Annotated in this window: 26 protein-coding genes and 1 pseudogene; 18 read left to right on the top strand and 9 right to left on the bottom strand. The window is 42.7% G+C overall.

Annotated features, from left to right (window positions below):
- Positions 1-3: 3 nt before the first annotated feature.
- The 4 genes from ablA to C1T29_RS12245 all read left to right on the top strand — a co-directional run bounded on the left by ablA (position 4) and on the right by C1T29_RS12245 (position 2,836).
- The gene (gene ablA / locus C1T29_RS12260; protein WP_014664304.1) at positions 4-1,419 is read left to right on the top strand and encodes a lysine 2,3-aminomutase; all 1,416 of its coding nucleotides are present in this window, start codon (positions 4-6) and stop codon (positions 1,417-1,419) included.
- Positions 1,416-1,694 (top strand): YokU family protein, encoded by a 279-nt coding sequence (locus tag C1T29_RS12255; protein WP_040082864.1) that lies wholly within the window; start codon positions 1,416-1,418, stop codon positions 1,692-1,694. The genes ablA and C1T29_RS12255 overlap by 4 nt, the downstream gene beginning before the upstream one ends.
- An 86-nt stretch (positions 1,695-1,780) precedes the next feature.
- Positions 1,781-2,005, top strand: coding sequence for a YozE family protein (locus C1T29_RS12250; RefSeq protein ID WP_003241575.1), 225 nt, complete (start codon positions 1,781-1,783; stop codon positions 2,003-2,005).
- A gap of 150 nt (positions 2,006-2,155) precedes the next feature.
- The gene (locus tag C1T29_RS12245) at positions 2,156-2,836 is read left to right on the top strand and encodes a hypothetical protein (RefSeq protein ID WP_095431564.1); all 681 of its coding nucleotides are present in this window, start codon (positions 2,156-2,158) and stop codon (positions 2,834-2,836) included.
- Here C1T29_RS12245 and C1T29_RS12240 read toward each other — a convergent pair.
- The gene (locus tag C1T29_RS12240; RefSeq protein ID WP_014664301.1) at positions 2,833-2,976 is read right to left on the bottom strand and encodes a hypothetical protein; all 144 of its coding nucleotides are present in this window, start codon (positions 2,974-2,976) and stop codon (positions 2,833-2,835) included. The two genes, C1T29_RS12245 and C1T29_RS12240, sit on opposite strands and share 4 nt — an antisense overlap.
- A 118-nt stretch (positions 2,977-3,094) precedes the next feature.
- Between C1T29_RS12240 and C1T29_RS12235 the strand changes: the two genes are divergently transcribed.
- The 3 genes from C1T29_RS12235 (at position 3,095) to yodL (ending at position 4,336) form a co-directional block, all read left to right on the top strand.
- A complete protein-coding gene (locus tag C1T29_RS12235; RefSeq protein ID WP_003231166.1) occupies positions 3,095-3,271 on the top strand; it encodes a YozD family protein in 177 nt (58 codons plus the stop codon).
- A 78-nt stretch (positions 3,272-3,349) separates the two neighbouring features.
- Positions 3,350-3,961, top strand: coding sequence for a phosphatidylglycerophosphatase PgpB (gene pgpB, locus C1T29_RS12230; protein ID WP_103749646.1), 612 nt, complete (start codon positions 3,350-3,352; stop codon positions 3,959-3,961).
- Between the two features lie 60 nt (positions 3,962-4,021).
- Positions 4,022-4,336 carry a shape determination protein YodL gene (gene yodL / locus C1T29_RS12225; RefSeq protein ID WP_103749647.1) on the top strand — a complete coding sequence of 105 codons (315 nt, stop codon included), beginning with the start codon at positions 4,022-4,024 and terminating at the stop codon, positions 4,334-4,336.
- A gap of 38 nt (positions 4,337-4,374) precedes the next feature.
- Here yodL and C1T29_RS12220 read toward each other — a convergent pair whose 3' ends face one another.
- The gene (locus C1T29_RS12220; RefSeq protein ID WP_103749648.1) at positions 4,375-4,500 is read right to left on the bottom strand and encodes a hypothetical protein; all 126 of its coding nucleotides are present in this window, start codon (positions 4,498-4,500) and stop codon (positions 4,375-4,377) included.
- 201 nt (positions 4,501-4,701) lie between these two features.
- Here C1T29_RS12220 and deoD point away from each other — a divergent pair, with 201 nt between their 5' ends.
- Both deoD and ldcB read left to right on the top strand, forming a co-directional pair.
- Positions 4,702-5,403 (top strand): purine-nucleoside phosphorylase, encoded by a 702-nt coding sequence (gene deoD, locus C1T29_RS12215; protein WP_003241589.1) that lies wholly within the window; start codon positions 4,702-4,704, stop codon positions 5,401-5,403.
- An 82-nt stretch (positions 5,404-5,485) separates the two neighbouring features.
- Entirely contained in the window at positions 5,486-6,307 is an 822-nt protein-coding gene (gene ldcB / locus C1T29_RS12210; RefSeq protein WP_103749649.1) for an LD-carboxypeptidase LdcB, read from the top strand.
- Positions 6,308-6,387: 80 nt separating this feature from the next.
- Here ldcB and C1T29_RS12205 read toward each other — a convergent pair whose 3' ends face one another.
- Positions 6,388-6,639 (bottom strand): hypothetical protein, encoded by a 252-nt coding sequence (locus C1T29_RS12205; RefSeq protein ID WP_095431568.1) that lies wholly within the window; start codon positions 6,637-6,639, stop codon positions 6,388-6,390.
- A gap of 86 nt (positions 6,640-6,725) precedes the next feature.
- On the bottom strand, positions 6,726-7,427 hold the full coding sequence (locus C1T29_RS12200) for a class I SAM-dependent methyltransferase (protein ID WP_014664296.1): 702 nt from the start codon (positions 7,425-7,427) through the stop codon (positions 6,726-6,728).
- 152 nt (positions 7,428-7,579) lie between these two features.
- On the opposite strand from C1T29_RS12200, the gene ctpA reads away from it, so the two are divergent.
- Entirely contained in the window at positions 7,580-8,980 is a 1,401-nt protein-coding gene (gene ctpA, locus C1T29_RS12195) for a carboxy-terminal processing protease CtpA (protein WP_103749650.1), read from the top strand.
- A 34-nt stretch (positions 8,981-9,014) separates the two neighbouring features.
- Here ctpA and C1T29_RS12190 read toward each other — a convergent pair whose 3' ends face one another.
- Together C1T29_RS12190 and C1T29_RS12185 are read right to left on the bottom strand one after the other, a co-directional pair.
- Positions 9,015-10,505, bottom strand: coding sequence for a sodium:solute symporter family protein (locus C1T29_RS12190; RefSeq protein ID WP_103749651.1), 1,491 nt, complete (start codon positions 10,503-10,505; stop codon positions 9,015-9,017).
- Positions 10,505-10,705: a DUF3311 domain-containing protein gene (locus C1T29_RS12185; protein WP_014477095.1), complete on the bottom strand. Its 201-nt coding sequence runs from the start codon at positions 10,703-10,705 to the stop codon at positions 10,505-10,507. Before C1T29_RS12185 ends, C1T29_RS12190 begins: the two co-directional genes overlap by 1 nt.
- Before the next feature lie 183 nt (positions 10,706-10,888).
- Here C1T29_RS12185 and C1T29_RS12180 point away from each other — a divergent pair, with 183 nt between their 5' ends.
- On the top strand, positions 10,889-11,800 hold the full coding sequence (locus C1T29_RS12180; protein WP_103749652.1) for a ring-cleaving dioxygenase: 912 nt from the start codon (positions 10,889-10,891) through the stop codon (positions 11,798-11,800).
- 14 nt (positions 11,801-11,814) lie between these two features.
- Positions 11,815-12,417, top strand: a complete 603-nt coding sequence (locus tag C1T29_RS12175; protein WP_103749653.1) for an alpha/beta hydrolase — start codon at positions 11,815-11,817, stop codon at positions 12,415-12,417.
- A 43-nt stretch (positions 12,418-12,460) separates the two neighbouring features.
- Here C1T29_RS12175 and C1T29_RS12170 read toward each other — a convergent pair whose 3' ends face one another.
- Positions 12,461-13,069, bottom strand: coding sequence for a nitroreductase family protein (locus C1T29_RS12170; RefSeq protein WP_014664292.1), 609 nt, complete (start codon positions 13,067-13,069; stop codon positions 12,461-12,463).
- 129 nt (positions 13,070-13,198) lie between these two features.
- On the opposite strand from C1T29_RS12170, the gene yodB reads away from it, so the two are divergent.
- Positions 13,199-13,537, top strand: coding sequence for a transcriptional regulator YodB (gene yodB / locus C1T29_RS12165; protein WP_014664291.1), 339 nt, complete (start codon positions 13,199-13,201; stop codon positions 13,535-13,537).
- 365 nt (positions 13,538-13,902) lie between these two features.
- On the opposite strand, the gene C1T29_RS12160 is transcribed toward yodB, so the two are convergent.
- Complete coding sequence (locus tag C1T29_RS12160; RefSeq protein WP_040082874.1) at positions 13,903-14,292, bottom strand: tautomerase family protein; 390 nt, start codon at positions 14,290-14,292, stop codon at positions 13,903-13,905.
- 485 nt (positions 14,293-14,777) lie between these two features.
- Here C1T29_RS12160 and C1T29_RS12155 point away from each other — a divergent pair.
- A pseudogene (locus C1T29_RS12155) lies at positions 14,778-14,948 on the top strand (gluconate permease); the annotation flags it as partial.
- Between the two features lie 86 nt (positions 14,949-15,034).
- Entirely contained in the window at positions 15,035-15,271 is a 237-nt protein-coding gene (locus C1T29_RS12150) for a hypothetical protein (protein WP_103749654.1), read from the top strand.
- A 31-nt stretch (positions 15,272-15,302) separates the two neighbouring features.
- Here the strand turns inward: C1T29_RS12150 and gerT are convergent, their stop codons facing one another.
- Positions 15,303-15,776: an Hsp20/alpha crystallin family protein gene (gene gerT, locus C1T29_RS12145; protein ID WP_103749655.1), complete on the bottom strand. Its 474-nt coding sequence runs from the start codon at positions 15,774-15,776 to the stop codon at positions 15,303-15,305.
- 98 nt (positions 15,777-15,874) lie between these two features.
- On the opposite strand from gerT, the gene rarD reads away from it, so the two are divergent.
- The 3 genes from rarD (at position 15,875) to C1T29_RS12130 (ending at position 17,472) form a co-directional block, all read left to right on the top strand.
- Entirely contained in the window at positions 15,875-16,771 is an 897-nt protein-coding gene (gene rarD / locus C1T29_RS12140) for an EamA family transporter RarD (RefSeq protein ID WP_103749656.1), read from the top strand.
- A gap of 75 nt (positions 16,772-16,846) precedes the next feature.
- Positions 16,847-17,125: a hypothetical protein gene (locus C1T29_RS12135; RefSeq protein ID WP_040082881.1), complete on the top strand. Its 279-nt coding sequence runs from the start codon at positions 16,847-16,849 to the stop codon at positions 17,123-17,125.
- Complete coding sequence (locus C1T29_RS12130) at positions 17,122-17,472, top strand: YojF family protein (protein ID WP_003231213.1); 351 nt, start codon at positions 17,122-17,124, stop codon at positions 17,470-17,472. Before C1T29_RS12135 ends, C1T29_RS12130 begins: the two co-directional genes overlap by 4 nt.
- Positions 17,473-17,475: the final 3 nt, after the last annotated feature.

The raw sequence follows: 17,475 nt of genomic DNA, 5'->3' as shown, positions 1-17,475 counted from the left end.
CGTTTGGAAAACAAATGGTATAAACCGAAACGGCATTGGAAGGAGATCGAGTTATGGAAGGACGTTCCGGAAGAGAAATGGAACGATTGGCTTTGGCAGCTGACACATACTGTTAGAACGTTAGAGGATTTAAAGAAGGTTATCAATCTGACCAAGGAAGAAGAGGAAGGTGTCAGAATTTCTACAAAAACGATCCCCTTAAATATTACGCCTTACTATGCTTCTTTAATGGACCCCGACAATCCGAGATGCCCGATCCGCATGCAGTCTGTGCCGCTTTCTGAAGAAATGCACAAAACAAAATACGATCTGGAAGACCCGCTACATGAGGATGAAGATTCACCGGTACCGGGTCTGACACACCGCTATCCCGACCGTGTGCTGTTTCTTGTCACGAATCAATGTTCCATGTACTGCCGCTACTGCACAAGAAGGCGTTTTTCCGGACAAATCGGAATGGGAGTCCCTAAAAAACAGCTGGATGCTGCAATTGCTTATATCAGGGAAACACCTGAAATCCGTGATTGTTTAATTTCAGGCGGTGACGGGCTGCTTATTAATGATCAAATTTTAGAATACATTTTAAAAGAGCTGCGGAGCATTCCGCATTTGGAAGTCATCAGAATCGGAACAAGGGCGCCTGTCGTCTTTCCGCAGCGCATTACCGATCAATTGTGCGAGATATTGAAAAAATATCATCCGGTCTGGCTGAACACCCATTTCAACACAAGCATCGAAATGACAGAGGAATCTGTTGAAGCCTGTGAAAAGCTTGTGAACGCAGGTGTGCCGGTCGGAAATCAGGCTGTCGTATTAGCGGGTATTAATGATTCGGTTCCAATTATGAAAAAGCTTATGCACGATTTGGTAAAAATCAGAGTCCGTCCGTATTATATCTACCAATGTGATCTGTCAGAGGGTATCGGGCATTTCAGGGCGCCTGTTTCCAAAGGTTTGGAGATCATTGAAGGGCTGAGAGGGCATACCTCAGGCTATGCGGTTCCTACCTTTGTCGTTGACGCACCAGGCGGCGGAGGTAAAATCGCCCTGCAGCCAAACTATGTCCTGTCACAAAGTCCTGACAAAGTCATCTTAAGAAATTTTGAAGGTGTGATTACGTCATATCCGGAACCGGAGAATTATATCCCCAACCAGGCAGACGCTTATTTTGAGTCCGTTTTCCCTGAAACCGCTGACAAAAAGGATCCGGTCGGGCTGAGTGCTATTTTTGCTGACAAAGAAGTTTCATTTACACCTGAAAATATAGACAGAATCAAAAGGAGAGAGGCATACATCGCAAATCCGGAGCATGAAACATTAAAAGACCGCCGTGAGAAAAGGGATCAGCTTAAAGAAAAGAAATTTTTGGCGCAGCAGAAAAAACAGGAAGAGATTGAAAGCGGAGGAGATTCTTCATGAAAACATGCGAATGGTGCGGCGAACTTGAAGCGGTGCCCGGAAGGAACACCGTGTACTGGGAGCTCCCTGATGGAACGAGGGCTATAGAATTGACAGACACCCCCGCCATGGTATGTGCTGCCTGCGGTATGAGCTATCAAGAGGAAAATACGGTTAAGGAGATTGAGGATCAGTTGCTTTTGATTCAAACAAAAAAACTGCCTGAAAGCCTAACGTATCAGCAGCTCATGGAGACAGAAAGGATTTTGAAACGCAACTATTTTGACTTCTCCTGAGTCATGTTTCAGTATTCTTTTGTTGTAATTTTACACTTGAACTGTATAATAGAACAACAAAAGACAGACACCAGGAGGGGAAACCCATGAAATCCTTTTATCACTATTTATTAAAATACAGACACCCGAAGCCGAAGGACAGCATCAGTGAATTTGCCAATCAGGCGTATGAGGATCACAGCTTTCCGAAAACATCAACCGATTATCATGAAATCAGTTCGTATTTGGAGCTGAATGCTGATTATCTTCACACGATGGCAACGTTTGATGAAGCTTGGGATCAATACGAGGCTGAAGTGCACGGCAGATAATAGCTGTTTCATCCGCAGATCACTGCGGATTTTTTTATGTCCATATCCATACCATAATTGGATATTTCCTTTGGTTTTCATGCCCATGCGAATTGGCTTCCCCCGGCATACGATAGCGTATGAGAAATGTTGCGGCGAGGGGGAGACACCATGAAGCAAAATAAACCGAAATTCCAAGTAGGGGATATCGTAGTCGTCATTATGTATGGAACAGTTGGCACCATCACAAAAGTGCACCAAATTGATAAACACTATCTTTATGAGGTCAATCATAACGAAGTTTTATACTTCGAATCGTCCATTCAGCTTTATAAAGATTATGAGGGTGTCATTGTCGACATGGAAAAGCTTGATATTGAGTATGAATTCCTTATTGGAGACGTTGTTTATGTAAAAGATTATGGAAAAGAACTCTTTCGCATTATCGGCCACAGAACAGAAATTTGGAGATATTTAGAAGATGGCTGGGAAGATATCATTTATGAGCTCACCCGTTTAAAGGATGGAGAGTGGCTTGAAACGGAGGAAGAGGATCTCACGCTGGTGCTTAGAAAATATGAAATGGACCAGTTTGTACACCAGCTGTTGTTTGTCCACTATGTCGGAGAAACTGGCCATGAGATCGGCGAAGATATCGCATCGTCTGCTCTTCTTCAGTTTGAAGGCGATGATGAAGATCAAGATACCCTTCACATCCTTGCTGTATCAATTGTTGATGAGCTTCTGGATATTTATAATGATTACAAAATTCTGTACAAAATGTTCCATGATGAAGAATATAAAGATATGATGAAGTTTGTTCTGGAAAGTTTAAAAGAGCATTTCAGTTAGTTTGTGAACATACGGATCAAGATATATATAAAATAAGGCAGACAGCCCCAAATCATGACACGCGTCATCCCTTTGAGCGTTTTTTCCATTATGATATCAAATCTTTCTCCGTCCAGTGCTTCCATCATTTTAGCGATCATAGCGTCAGCCTCCCATGGCTCGTTTTTTATTCAATATATGACTGAAAGAATTGTTTAGAACACCGGGTATAATTCAGCCTGTTTTTTCATAAAACATAAAAAAGGAGGCGGTACGGAGATGAAAGAGATAGATCTTGTGATTGATACGGAAGAAATCGCTGAATTTTTTTACAGAGAGCTTGCAAGACGGGGCTACATACCGAGTGAGGATGAGCTGTTTGAAATCGCTGATATTACCTTTGATTATTTGATAGAAAAATGTATGATAGATGAAGAGCTGGATGAAGATGAGTGAGGCTTAAAACCGGAGCGGTCAGCTCCGGTTTTATTATTCATGTTCTATGACTTCTGTGAAATTGAGGTGGTTACATTGTTGTACAAGCCCGTTAGTTTGTTTCTTTTCTTCCTCATTCTAGCTGCGGCCATTCATACAAATGCTGTTCAGTCTGCAGATGAAGCCATAAGCAAAGCGGCTGTTTTGATCCGCCAGCCATGGCTTAATGATGTCATGACAGGAATCACGCATCTTGGTGCTTCTTCTTTTCTGCTCCCTCTAATTGTAATCATCGGAGCGGGCCTGTTTTTTTACAGAAAAACATGGGATGGCCTGTTGATGCTCCTGGTATTCGGCGCAGATCGGCTGTTAAACAAAGTCTTAAAAGAATGGCTCGAAAGAGTGAGGCCTGATTTTGCACCGCTGGTTCATGAATCATCCTTTAGTTTTCCGAGCGGCCACTCTATGAATGCTGCTTGTGTCTATCCTGTCATTGCTTATGTTTTAGTGAAACACCTCCCGTTTTTGTCCAAGCATAAAAAAATGGTATATACCATTGCCGGCGTAATCACTGTTTTGGTCGGCTTAAGCAGAATCTATCTGGGGGTTCATTTTTTGACAGACGTGTTAGGAGGCTTCAGTCTCGGCTTGCTTCTGTTTTTCCTGGTAAAAGATTTTGACGAAAAGATTAAGCGGTTTCGACAAAAATAGAGAGAGGAAAACACAGCAAAAACGCCAATATGTTAAAGAAATAAAAGGGAGGGGATCTTGATGATGTTATCCGTGTTTAAAAAGAAGTCTTGTTCCTATGACGTGACAATATTTCAAACACCCCGGTTTGGCGAAAAAAAGGGCTACAAAGCCGTCTATCGAACTGAACTGAACGGGAGCGATCATCAAGATGTACTGAAAAGAGCGTTCTCTTTGTTTAATGTATTCGACACTGTTCCGAGTGATTATGATGCGAGATTTATTGCTACAGGGGACGTGATCCTGATTGATGAAGGCAGAAAAGGGAAAACATATTATCAACTGCTTCCCGCCGGCTGGAGGAAAATCAACCGTCTGATTGTACAAACAACATAACGAAAAGAAAACTGCGGAAATCCGCAGTTTTCTGCAATTTAAGGCTTGCGTTTGGCAGCGGAATATTCTTTCTCGTGTGCTTCTTCAGCTGCAATGATATCTTTTTCAGGTATATGATTGTTCTTTTTTTGGCCGGTGATCCGGTTACGATGTTTTTTACCCATGTCCCATCCCTCCTTCCTGCGGTTAGGTTTTCAAATTAACACCCCGATTATCCGCTTTTCTCAGAAAGCGCCTAACAGATCCCCGAACATTTCTTTTTTCTGCATATTCCTTTATAATCAATGCTGAAGTTTGTTTCATCATGACATTCGTTGTAAAATGGACGGGCTGGATGATAATTTAGATTTACAGGAGGATATGAGATGAGCGTACATATAGGTGCTGAAAAGGGACAAATTGCGGATACTGTGCTTTTGCCGGGTGATCCTCTCAGAGCAAAATTCATTGCAGAAACGTATCTTGAAAATGTAGAATGCTACAATGAAGTCAGAGGCATGTATGGGTTTACCGGTACATATAAAGGCAAAAAAATCTCAGTGCAAGGCACGGGAATGGGCGTTCCGTCTATTTCAATTTATGTGAATGAATTAATTCAAAGCTACGATGTGCAGAATCTAATAAGAGTAGGTTCTTGCGGCGCTATCCGTAAAGATGTCAAAGTGCGAGATGTCATTTTAGCGATGACCTCCTCAACTGATTCACAAATGAACAGAGTCGCTTTCGGAAGCATTGATTTTGCGCCTTGTGCAGATTTCGAGCTTTTAAAAAATGCCTATGATGCCGCAAAGGATAAAGGCGTGCCGGTGACTGTAGGAAGCGTATTTACTGCTGACCAGTTCTACAATGACGATTCACAAATTGAAAAGCTTGCAAAATACGGTGTGCTGGGTGTTGAAATGGAAACCACTGCATTGTATACATTAGCAGCGAAGCACGGAAGAAAAGCGCTGTCAATTCTCACCGTGAGTGATCACGTATTAACAGGAGAAGAAACGACAGCGGAAGAGCGTCAAACCACATTTCATGATATGATAGAAGTGGCTTTACATTCCGTATCACAATAAAATAAATCAAGAGGCGTGCTGGGTGCCGGCAGCCTCTTCTTTATGAATGCGGAAACGATTGATAAAAGGAAGGTAATGTAATATGAAAAAGTCCGGTAAATGGTTCTCACTGGCTGCCGCTCTGAGTGTAACGGCAATAGTCGGAGCCGGCTGCAGCATGTCAAATGGAGATGCTCAAAAGGATACGAAAACCACAGCAGAAACAAAGCAAGCAGAACAAAAAACAGCTGACAACAAAAAAACAAACACCCAGGACAGTGAGTTTTCATTGGAAAGCAAGTATTTCAATGATATTAAAAAAGTGGACGGTCTGGAAACCATTCAAAATCCAGAAAATATACTCGCGCTTGTCAATAAACAATACGCGCTGCCCGGAAACTATGAACCTAGCGATCTTGTCATACCTGATGTGGAGTTTTCTTTTGAAGAAAAGATTCAAAAACGTTACATCAGAAAGGAAGCGGCAGATGCGTTAAAAACGATGTTCGATGCTGCGAAAAAGGAAGGCTATGAACTGGCGGCTGTCTCAGGATACCGTGCGTATGACAGACAGAAAGTCATTTTCGACAATGAAGTAAGCCTTAAAGGAGAAAAGAAGGCAAGAGAAGCGGTTGCTTATCCAGGTGAAAGTGAGCACCAAACAGGCCTTGCGATGGACATTTCCAGCCGAAGCAATGGCTTTGAGCTAAATGAAGCCTTCGGTAGCACGGCCGATGGGAAATGGGTGCAGGACAATGCTTATAAGTATGGCTTTGTCATTCGCTATCCGAAAAATAAAGAAGATATTACGAAATATGAATATGAGCCATGGCACCTGCGCTATGTAGGCAAAAAGGCCGCGAAAGTCATGCATGATAATGATTTAACGCTGGAAGAGTACTTTGAAAAAGTGAAAAAAATCTAAAAGAGATAGCCCGCTTACCATTGATAAGCGGGCTTACTTGTATTCGGTAATCTAGCATTGATCTGACTATGATTCTCTATTTACCAGAAGAATAAACCAGCCAGAGCCACTCCTGCAATTAAACCGAGGGAAATCCCGTAAGCCGCTCCATATCCCCAATAACCGCCCCAATATCCGTAACCGAAACCTCTTGGCCCTGCGCCGACCGGAGCAATAAAAACTCTGTCTCTTGTTACACGGGTAATTCTGCCGACGTGAACTCTTCCGCATCTCTCTGTAATTCTGACGACTTTACCTTGATGGTTACGGCAAAGATGGTAATATCTCTCCAATATTGTTCCCTCCTATACTGACTTTCTATCAGCATATGATAGATAGGAAAAAAAGGTTGGACGAAAATAGGGGGCGATACGCCGTTTTACTTATACGCGATAAAAATACAATGACCCATGTACTCACTATATATTTGCATGAGCTGATAGTGTGTTTGAAGCGTATCGTAATAGATGGGGGCGATCGTTTGCGATAAATCCATTTCTGTGGTTGGTTCAAATTCCATGTCTTCTGGAAGCAGTGTCATCGCTTCCGTTTTTTGAAAGCCATAAGATCTTAAGAGTTTATGCCATTCGCTTTCTTCATGCAAGCAAGTAAATCCGTAAAAATCCATCATTTGATTCTTTTCTGCAGGGGGCATCGGTTTTTTTAAAGCTGCTTCAATACCAATCAGCATCCCGCCAGGTTTTAAAACTCTTGAAATTTCTTGAAGAGAGGAAGTCAGGCGTGAAAAACTGAGGACCGACTCTGACAGGACGCAGGAAAAGGACTCAGAAGAAAACGGGAGATGTTCCAGCTCCGCCTGATATGCAGGGATGGCAAGCCCTTCATTCGCAAATCTTTTTTTCGCTTTTTCAAGCATGATAGGATCTTTATCAACGACTGTCACAGGATACAGCAAATGTCCTAAATAAGCCGCTGTTTGCCCTGTTCCGCATCCAGCATCAAGTATCGGCTGGTCCGGGGAGGGCGCAGCCTTTTGCAAGACTGCTTTTGAAAAAGCCAGCCCGCCTGGGTGCGCTCCTGCGACACCGAATAAGGACAGCATTTCTAAATATCGGCTCAATATCGAATCCTCCTTTTTCTTTATCATATGTCGTATAAAGACATAGGTTTATGAAAAGCAAAAGAAGGGCGTTTCTCTCTCATTTCTGCTCCGAGTTGACGAATAAGAATTCGTCCATGATAATAATGTAAGAAGAAAAAGGTGGTGTTTAATTGAAACGGCAATTAAAACTGTTTTTTATTGTGCTGATCACTGCGGTTGTCGCTTCAGCGCTTACTTTATTTATTACGGGCAATTCCAGTATCCTGGGCCAAAAATCAGCAAGCACAGGAGACAGCAAGTTCGACAAATTAAATAAAGCGTATGAGCAAATCAAGAGTGATTATTACCAAAAAACAGATGATGACAAATTAGTAGACGGAGCAATTAAAGGAATGATTCAATCGCTGGATGATCCGTATTCCACATATATGGATCAAGAGCAAGCGAAATCATTTGACGAAACGATTTCTGCATCTTTTGAAGGAATCGGAGCCCAAGTGGAGGAGAAAGACGGAGAAATCCTTATTGTATCACCAATTAAAGGTTCACCTGCTGAAAAAGCCGGTATTAAACCAAGGGACCAAATCCTAAAAGTGAATGGAAAAAGCGTTAAAGGCATGAATGTAAATGAGGCCGTTGCTTTAATCCGAGGCAAAAAGGGCACAAAGGTGAAGCTTGAGCTGAACAGAGCGGGAGTGGGTCATATCGATCTTTCCATTAAACGCGATACCATTCCTGTAGAGACTGTCTATTCAGAGATGAAAGACAACAACATCGGAGAAATTCAAATCACTTCTTTCTCTGAAACAACAGCTAAAGAGCTGACAGATGCGATTGACAGTTTAGAGAAAAAAGGCGTCAAAGGCTATATTTTAGACCTGAGAGGCAACCCGGGCGGCTTAATGGAACAAGCGATTACGATGAGCAACCTGTTCATTGATAAAGGGAAAAACATCATGCAGGTTGAATACAAAAACGGTTCAAAAGAAGTCATGAAGGCTGAAAAAGAACGTAAAGTGACCAAACCGACCGTCGTTTTGGTAAATGACGGTACAGCAAGCGCCGCCGAAATTATGTCCGCTGCCCTTCATGAATCGTCAAACATACCGTTAATCGGTGAAACGACATTCGGCAAAGGCACAGTGCAAACGGCAAAAGAATATGATGATGGCTCTACCGTCAAACTGACAGTCGCCAAATGGCTGACTGCTGACGGTGAATGGATTCACAAAAAAGGCATCAAACCTCAAGTGAAAGCAGAGCTGCCTGATTACGCGAAGCTGCCGTATTTGGACGCAGATAAAACGTACAAATCAGGTGATTCAGGCACAAACGTCAAAGTGGCTCAGAAAATGCTCAAAGCACTTGATTACAAGGTAAAGGTTACCGGTACGTATGACCAGGATTTTGTATCTGTCGTCAAACAGTTCCAGAAAAAAGAGAAACTGAAAGAAACAGGCGTATTGACTGGCGATACAACAACGAAATTAATGACAGAACTTCAAAAGAAGCTGTCAAATAATGATACGCAAATGGAAAAGGCAATTGAAACACTAAAAAAAGAAATGTGAAAAAAACCATACGCGGCAGCCGCGTATGGTTTTTTTATGCACCTTTTTGATTCGGGTTAGCGTCTTGTTTTTTGCCAAATAAACCTTCAATGACAGGATTGGATCCCGCTTTTTTAACGAACAGCGGATTCAGAATAACCACAGCGATCATGTTGGCGGCCAGTCCCCAGAATCCTTCATAAATGCCATGTGCGGACTGAGTGGTATACACAATAAACGTTACCGCAAGGCCGGCTAATAATCCGAAAACCGTCGCTTCTTTCGTTTGGTTTTTCCAGAACAGGCTGACAGCAATCGCAGGGAAGATTTGCACCATACCGGATACGCCTAATAGCTGAAGTGTCACTAAGGCAGTCGGAAACAGCATTCCAAACAGAAGCGCAAGACCGATGACAACAAACACCATTGAACGTGTGACAAGGGTCAGCTTGCTTTGAGACACAGTCGGATGAATCAAGTCGCGGTACAAGTTATTGGCGAACAAATTTGATGCTCCGATTGCCATGATGGAACAAGGGATCAGTGAAGCAAGAGCAATCGTGGCATATGCAAAACCTTGCGCCACGCCGCCGTAAGATGTTTGAATCAAATGCAGCAGCGCCAGTCTTGGATTTGTATCTTCCGGCAGAACAAGAAAGGCGATAAAGCCAAGAAAAATGACCAAAATTAACACAATATTGTAAAGTGGCAAAAACATGCTGTTTTTTCTTACTGCATCGGCGCTTTTCGCTGTAAAAACGCCTGTAGCGGCGTGTGCCCACATAAAAAGTGCCAAGGCGGAAACAATAGATGCTGTGATAAACCAAGGAATGCCTTTTGGCCCTTCTGCCGGTATCGTCAGCATTTGCGGCGCTTCCTTCACTAACGTGTCAATCATTGGCGACCAGCCGTTAAAATGAATGAGAGGGAGAGACACCACCATAAACAGCATAATGACCCATACTAAAATGTCTTTAATGATAGCTGTAAATGTAGGCCCTTTAATCCCGCTGAAGAATGTATAAAGAGCAACGAGAATAAATGAAATGATTACAACGAATTTCACATTAATATATCCGGTGCCGGCAACCTGAAGTGTGTCTTGAATGCCGCTCAGCTGAAGGCATATGTACGGAATAAGCATGAGTACCCCGACGATGGCAACAAGGCTTGCCAAAAGCTTACTGTTAAAACGTTCCCGAGCGTAATCCGCGAGTGTTGTTAATTTATGAATTTTCGCAACTTTCCAAAGTTTGGGCAGGAAGAAGTAGGCAATAAAGTAGGCCAACACAGAGTAGGGAATGGCGAAAAATGCAACGCTTCCCCCTGTAAAAGCCGTACTGGTTAACCCCAAGAACGTATAGGCCGTATAGAGGTCAGCGCCTACTAAAAACCAGACGAGAAGACCGCCGAAGCGTCTGCCGCCGACAGACCATTCTTCCACAGAAGTGCGCGAGGATTTGTCTCTTCCGGCAAGAAACCCGATACAGACAACGGTTAAGACGATAATAGCTGTAATAAGAAGTGCAGTCAGATTCCCTTGCATTATTCAAGTCCTCCATCTTTTTTTTGCATCTGATAAATGCCAAACGAGCATAACGGCGTAATGATAATCCACAACAGCAGCCAAAAGTGGAAAAACGGCAGGCCGAACATAATCGGTTCTATTCGATTCACAAGCGGCAAAAGCGCGAGCTGAACGAATGGCAAAAGAATAAGAATAACAATAAGTGCTTTTTTAACCATTTACTTTCCTCCTGAAACATGATAATGCTCACTATAATAGCAGTTGTAAGATAAGATCACAAGATAATTATTAGAAAAAAATGATTTTTTCAATTATTTAATCAAAACACATGGTTTGCATCCTTTTCAATAAAGGTTTAAAATAATAAATATCTTGAAATCGAGATAAATGGGAGTGAGAAAATGAAAACAGAAGGATTGCACCATGTCACAGCATTTGCGAGAGATCCGCAAGAAAACTTGCGATTTTATACAGAAGTGCTTGGGCTCAGGCTTGTTAAAAAAACAGTAAACTTTGATGATCCCGGAACGTATCATTTTTACTTTGGGAATCAAAATGGAGATCCCGGCACAATAATGACCTTTTTTCCGTTCCAAGGAAGCGGACAGGGAACGGTCGGCAAAGGCCAAGCGGGCCGGGTGTACTTTTCAGTTCCTGCAGGCTCCCTGTCTTTTTGGAAGGAGCGTCTTGAGAAAAACGGGCTGAACCTAGAGGAGAAGACGTTATTCGGTGAAAAGGGCCTTATTTTTGATGATACAGAAGACCTTCCGCTGGCGATCATGGAGGATGCGAAAAGCAGCAAAAGCGAGTGGACGCCAGATGGGATCACAACAAATGAAGCAATTACGGGAATGAAAGGCGTGCTGCTGTATTCCTACGACCCGCAGGCAACCATACAATTGTTAACGGAAAGCTTTGGATATACCAAAGTGGCCGAAGAAGATCAGATTGTCAGGCTGACATCCTCAGCAGCTGTCGGCGGCGTCATTGACGTTCATTTACATCCTGAAAAAAGAGGGGTGGGAGGTTATGGGACGGTACACCATGTAGCGTTTCGGACAAGGAAAGAGGAACAGGCGAAATGGCTGCCGATTATTGCTGAACACCATCTGCCTGCGTCAGAAATCCTTGACAGGGAATACTTTACATCCGTTTATTTCAGAGAGAAAGGCGGTATCTTATTTGAAATCGCCACAGATGAACCGGGCTTTATGACAGATGAATCATTTGATAAGCTAGGGACTTCCTTAAAACTGCCTGATTGGCTGGAGAAACATAGACAACAAATTACAGACATTTTGCCTGAACTTTAAAGGGGGAATTTATGATGAAGTATATTTATGAAAAAGGGACATCTGAAAATGTACTTTTGCTGTTGCATGGCACGGGCGGAAATGAACACGATCTGCTTTCATTGGGGAGGTTTATAGACCCTCATGCCCATTTGCTCGGTGTCAGAGGATCGGTGCTTGAAAATGGAATGCCGCGATTTTTCAAACGTCTGAGTGAAGGGGTTTTTGATGAAAAGGATCTTGTGGTGCGGACAAGAGAATTGAAAGATTTTATCGACGAGGCTGCAGACACGCATCAATTTGATCGCAGCCGAGTGATTGCAGTCGGTTATTCAAACGGTGCAAATATTGCGGCAAGCCTGCTTTTTCATTATAAAGATGTGTTAAAAGGAGCTATTCTGCATCATCCAATGGTTCCGATTCGCGGTATCGAGCTGCCTGATATGGCGGGGCTTCCCGTTTTTATCGGTGCCGGGAAATACGACCCTCTCTGCACGAAGGAAGAATCAGAAGAGCTTTACCGCTATTTACGTGACAGCGGAGCATCAGCCTCCGTTTTCTGGCAGGACGGGGGCCATCAACTGACTCAGCATGAAGCTGAACAGGCCCGTGAATGGTACAAAGAAGCGATTGTATAAAAAAAACCTTAGTCCGTATGTCGGACTAAGGTTTTTCATATCCTTACAGCCAAGTTGACACTTTTGAAAGCGGCAGGCGGTTGCTTTGATGGGCAGGTTTTACTGCTTTGCCGATTGAAATAAGCATAACAGGAACATAGCGTTCACTGATATCAAACTGCTTTTGAAACTGCTCTTTGTTAAATCCGCCGATTGCGCAAGTATCATAGCCTTTTGCTTTTGCGGCAATCATAAGTTGCATAGCAGCTAAAGAAGCATTTAAGAAAGCGGAATCACGTGCGAATTGCTCGCTTTGGTAGGCACCGTTGATTTGGCCGAGCAAAGTCTGTTTGATTTCATCTGTAATATAGCCTTGGCTTGCTAATTCAGCGTAAACTTCTTCACCGTTTTCATTTGCCTTTAAATCGCCTAAAATGGCAACAACAGCAGAAGACTCAACGATTTGTTTTTGATTATACGCTACAGGAAGAAGTGCCGCTTTTGATTCATCGCTGTGGAATACTGTAAAATGCCAATGCTGAAGGTTCCAAGCTGAAGGCGCTTTAGCGGCAAGATCCAATAGCTCAGTCAGCTCTTCCTTAGAGATCGGGGCATTTGTATCATATTCCTTTACAGATGCTCGTGCTTTTAAAACATCCAGAGTATTCGTCATAGTGTTTCCTCCTTCGGATAAACGTGGTATGATAATAGAAAAGTTAGAAGCTTACTAAATGTAACTTGAAAGATTATTGTAATGGATCATTGAATACATGTCAATCAATAGATGAAGGGATGAGGACTTGTGGGAAATACAATGTGCCCTAAAATGGAAACCGCTTTCTCATTGCTGGGAAAACGATGGAACGGTCTGATCATCCATGTGCTTATGGATGGACCGAAACGGTTTAAAGAGATAACGGAGACAATACCGATGATCAGCCAAAAAATGTTGGCGGAGCGCCTGAAAGAGCTTGAACAAAACGAGATTGTCGAACGGCAGGTTCTCCCTGAAACGCCGGTCAAAGTCATCTACACGCTGACTGAAAAAGGGACAGCGCTTCAAGCTGTATTCCAAGAGATGCAGGCATGGGCAGATCAATTTTGCGAGCCTGGTGACACAGTGTGCGAAGAAGAGAAATAAGGAAATTAGCGTCGAAAAAAGAGCTTTTGTTTCAATGATGAGTCATGTAAGTGTCGGTTCACACCCGTTTACATGACTTTTTATATTTGTCAGAATGGCATTTCGGGATTTGCAAACGTGTCATGTAGAAGGGAGTATGCTTAAAATAAGAAATAACCCATAAGTTACAGCGTGCAACCTGTTGTGGTTTACCCTGTTGTGCAAATTATAATGCGGAATGCTAACCGCCAGCAGTTTCCAATTGGCATAGAGACTGGATTTTAAAAAAGATCCAGGCACCTCGTTTTGCAGGATGATTTCATTCTGGTTCCGTAAGAAGAGAGAGCTCTTTTGAGCTCTCTCTTTTTTTATGAAGAAGCGAAATCTTATAGTTTTCCATTCAAAAATTGAGCTTCACCGAGACCGAAACTCCAGTCTGCGTCACCATTCTCAGTAATAGATACCATGAGGTCTTCAGGGGAGATTCCGCATTTTTCTTCTAGCTTTTCAGCAAGTAAAGCATACAATTTTTCCTTTTGGCTCTCTGTTCTTGCTTTGCTTGTCATACTGATAATGACCAGATCCTTGCTTCTTTGCAATCCTAATCCTGTATCCTGGATCATAAGCTCGTTTGCAGGATGCTGGTGGACTATTTGGTAACGGTCTCTTTCGGGAACACCAAATGCTTCAACCATTGCTTGGTGAGCAGTATCTAATAACAATTGCAGCGATTTTTCGTCACGTCCTTCAATTACATCAAAACGCAATAATGGCATGTGAACGCCTCCTCTTGTGAAGTTGTTATCCGTCTGTTTTCATATGGGTTCAGTTGCTTTCAGACAATGGATAGAATTATTGATTGGCAATCAACTTTAAAAAAACATAACACATAACCAATAGTTAATCAACATATAACTAATGAATCATTTGATAGGCGATAGGTAATCGAGACAAACTCGTAAAAACGATTGACAGTCATTGATTAGGAGATTAGTATGAAAATATTAGTTAACCAAAAGGTGACAATCATATAACCAAGACGTTTTTTAGATATTAATGAAAACGATTTCTGTTTATCCAGGAATGAAAAGCGCAGAAACATCACGAGATTCATATCAAACACTTTTGGAGGGTACCATGCCGATTCTAATTGTAGCTGCCGGAGTGCTACCGGATTGCTATTACGGTGATTTACAAATTCAGGAATAAAAGTATACAGACGGCGGTTGTGATTGCCTCTTTTATCATTGGCATTGCCCTAACCGGAGCGGGCAGTGTCATTGCGTGTCATGTAATTGATGCAGGATTTTGGATGGTAAAGGAATTTTTCGGTTTGAGCCTGAAAGAAACATTTCAAACCTGGACGCTGCTTACAACAGTTCTTTCCGTTACAGGGCTCGGCTGTGTGTTATTGGCAGGGCTTGTTGTGTAACAATCTATAGATTCAGTCTATAGCCCAATCGTTTTTCTTCTTTATTGAATACCTTACGTATAGGCAGACATAAAGGAGGAAAAATCTTGTACCCTCATCATTCGTATTATCGCGGGAATCTCGGTCCAGCCGGATACCCGGCGCGTAGTCCTTTTTTGTTTGGCGCTCCTTTAGTCGGCGGTTTATTAGGCGGTTTTCTTGGGAGTGCCCTGTTTAACAATTCACGTCCCTATGCTTATCCGCCTGGCCCTTATGGATACGGAGGCGGACCGTACGGTTTTGGTGCCGGCGTGCCATATGGGGGATATTCCGGCTTCTATTAATAAAAACGGCCTGCATTTTGCAGGCCGTTTTTTATCGGATGATTTCTACCTCAGACATATTGTAGTCTTGCTGCTTCTGAAACATGACTTCCAGAAGGCCATCCTTATAGACGGCTTTTGTTCCTTTGCGTTTGACTAAACAAGGAAGGTTTACTTTTTTCGGATGATCTGACCTTGGGAAGTTTTCCAACCATAATTCGTGAGATGTGTGTTTAATTCTCACTTGTTCCAGCTGTTCTTCGCCGATTGGAACCTTTACAAACACATGGTCTGCTGTTTCGAATATATCAATATCAGGTTTGACATTAGGTTTTGCATCAGGTTTTGCGGGCTGTTCTTTTTGGGGGAGAGGATCGCGGAAAGGAAATTGAGCCGCATAATCACTGCCGAACACACTTTCCATCACACGATTGACATACGTTTCAACTTCTTTCGGATCAGCTTTTTTTAATGCTTCTTTAGAAAATTGATTGTGGAAAGGAAAGTACTTGTTCCACTCAAACATTGTCTTCACATCCTTTCTTCACGGACAAAATAGTATATGCCCGCCAGATCTTTCACGTGATATAATATAAGATGCTCTAAAGAAAGGCAGGGATATCAATGCAACATGCAGAAACAAAAAAAGGCGTTCTTTACACAGCCGTATCCTTTATCATGTGGGGGCTGTTTCCGCTCTATTGGAAGCTTCTCGAACAGCTGCCGGCTCTTGATATTTTGGCTCATCGTATTATATGGTCTTTTGTTTTTATGTGTATCGTACTTTTGTTCTTGCGCCAATGGAAAATAGGATGGCAGGAGCTGCGCTCTTTGAAAAAGAACGGAGGGATTCTTTCTTTATTTCTCGCTTCTATCCTGATTTCGATTAACTGGTTTGTTTACATATGGGCTGTCAATCATGGCTTTTTGCTTGAGGCTAGTCTTGGTTATTACATTAATCCGCTTGTATCAGTACTCCTTGGGATTTTATTTTTAAAGGAAAAACTGAATCGCCTGCAATTAGTGGCCGTTTCGATTGCGGCGGCCGGCGTCATTATCTCGGCGTTCCAATACGGCTCCATTCCTTATGTCGCGCTTCTGCTCGCATTCAGCTTTGGACTGTATGGGTTAAGCAAAAAAAGAACAAGTCTGCCGAGCGCCATCGGTTTAACGCTGGAAACGTTCATGATTATGCCGATTGCATTGGGATATTTACTGTTCAGCGGACATGCTCAGCCAGCGGGTGCAGAAAGCGGAGGGACATGGCTGCTTCTCTTTTTGGCCGGTGTGTTTACGGCATTGCCGCTTTTATTGTTTGCGGAAGGAGCGAAACGGCTGCCGCTGTACCAAGTCGGTATCTTACAATATATTGCGCCAACCATTACTCTGCTGATCGGGCTGTTTGTTTACCATGAGCCATTTTCAAGCTCGAAGGCTTTTACATTTAGCTGTATATGGGCTGCGCTGCTCTTGTTTACGTTTTCACAAGTGAAGTGGAAACGGGCGTCAAAAAGCCATTGAGGCCTTTGGCTTTTCAGCTGATGCATATATTATGTATAATCATTTCATGTATGTAAGACATAAAGGAGCAAGACGATGGACAATGATAAAGAGATAGTGAAAGCCTATGCTTCACTTTGGAATAACCGATCTCTCGCACATGATGACGCAGAAGCGGTAGCAGAGGCGATTGATCTTGAGCTTTTGGATAAACGAACACATCCAAGACTCCGAAAACCGATGCTGGAAAAATATTTTGCCGCGATTCAGCGCATCGTGAATTCACAGCTCGAACCGGCTGTGAAATATCAGCTGGTCAAATTACATACAAAACGTGCAGAGTATTTAAAAGAAGAAAGAGGGGAGCAATCATGAAAGCAATCATAAAAGAAGATGTGCAAGCATCTTTAGAACGATATGCGGACCGCCCTGTATATATCCATTTAGAAACCACCACAGGTTCTTATTCAGCGCATTTAAATGAAAAGAACATGACGGTTGTTGCGTATATCCGCAATGCAAAAGTCACTTATCATCAGGCAAAAATCAAAGGCAATGGACCTTACCGCGTTGGCTTGAAAACAGAAGAAGGCTGGATTTATGCTGAAGGCTTGACTGAATACACGGTAGATGAAGAAAACCGTTTATTAATGGCGGGACACCTGCCGGGCGGTAAACTGGCTATTTCTCTGCAAATCAGTGAAAAACCGTTCACAGTTTAAAGA

The sequence above is a fragment of the Bacillus sp. MBGLi79 genome (assembly GCF_002953915.1).
Note: the sequence above shows the minus strand (reverse complement) of the source record. Positions and strands in the feature narration are given on the sequence as shown.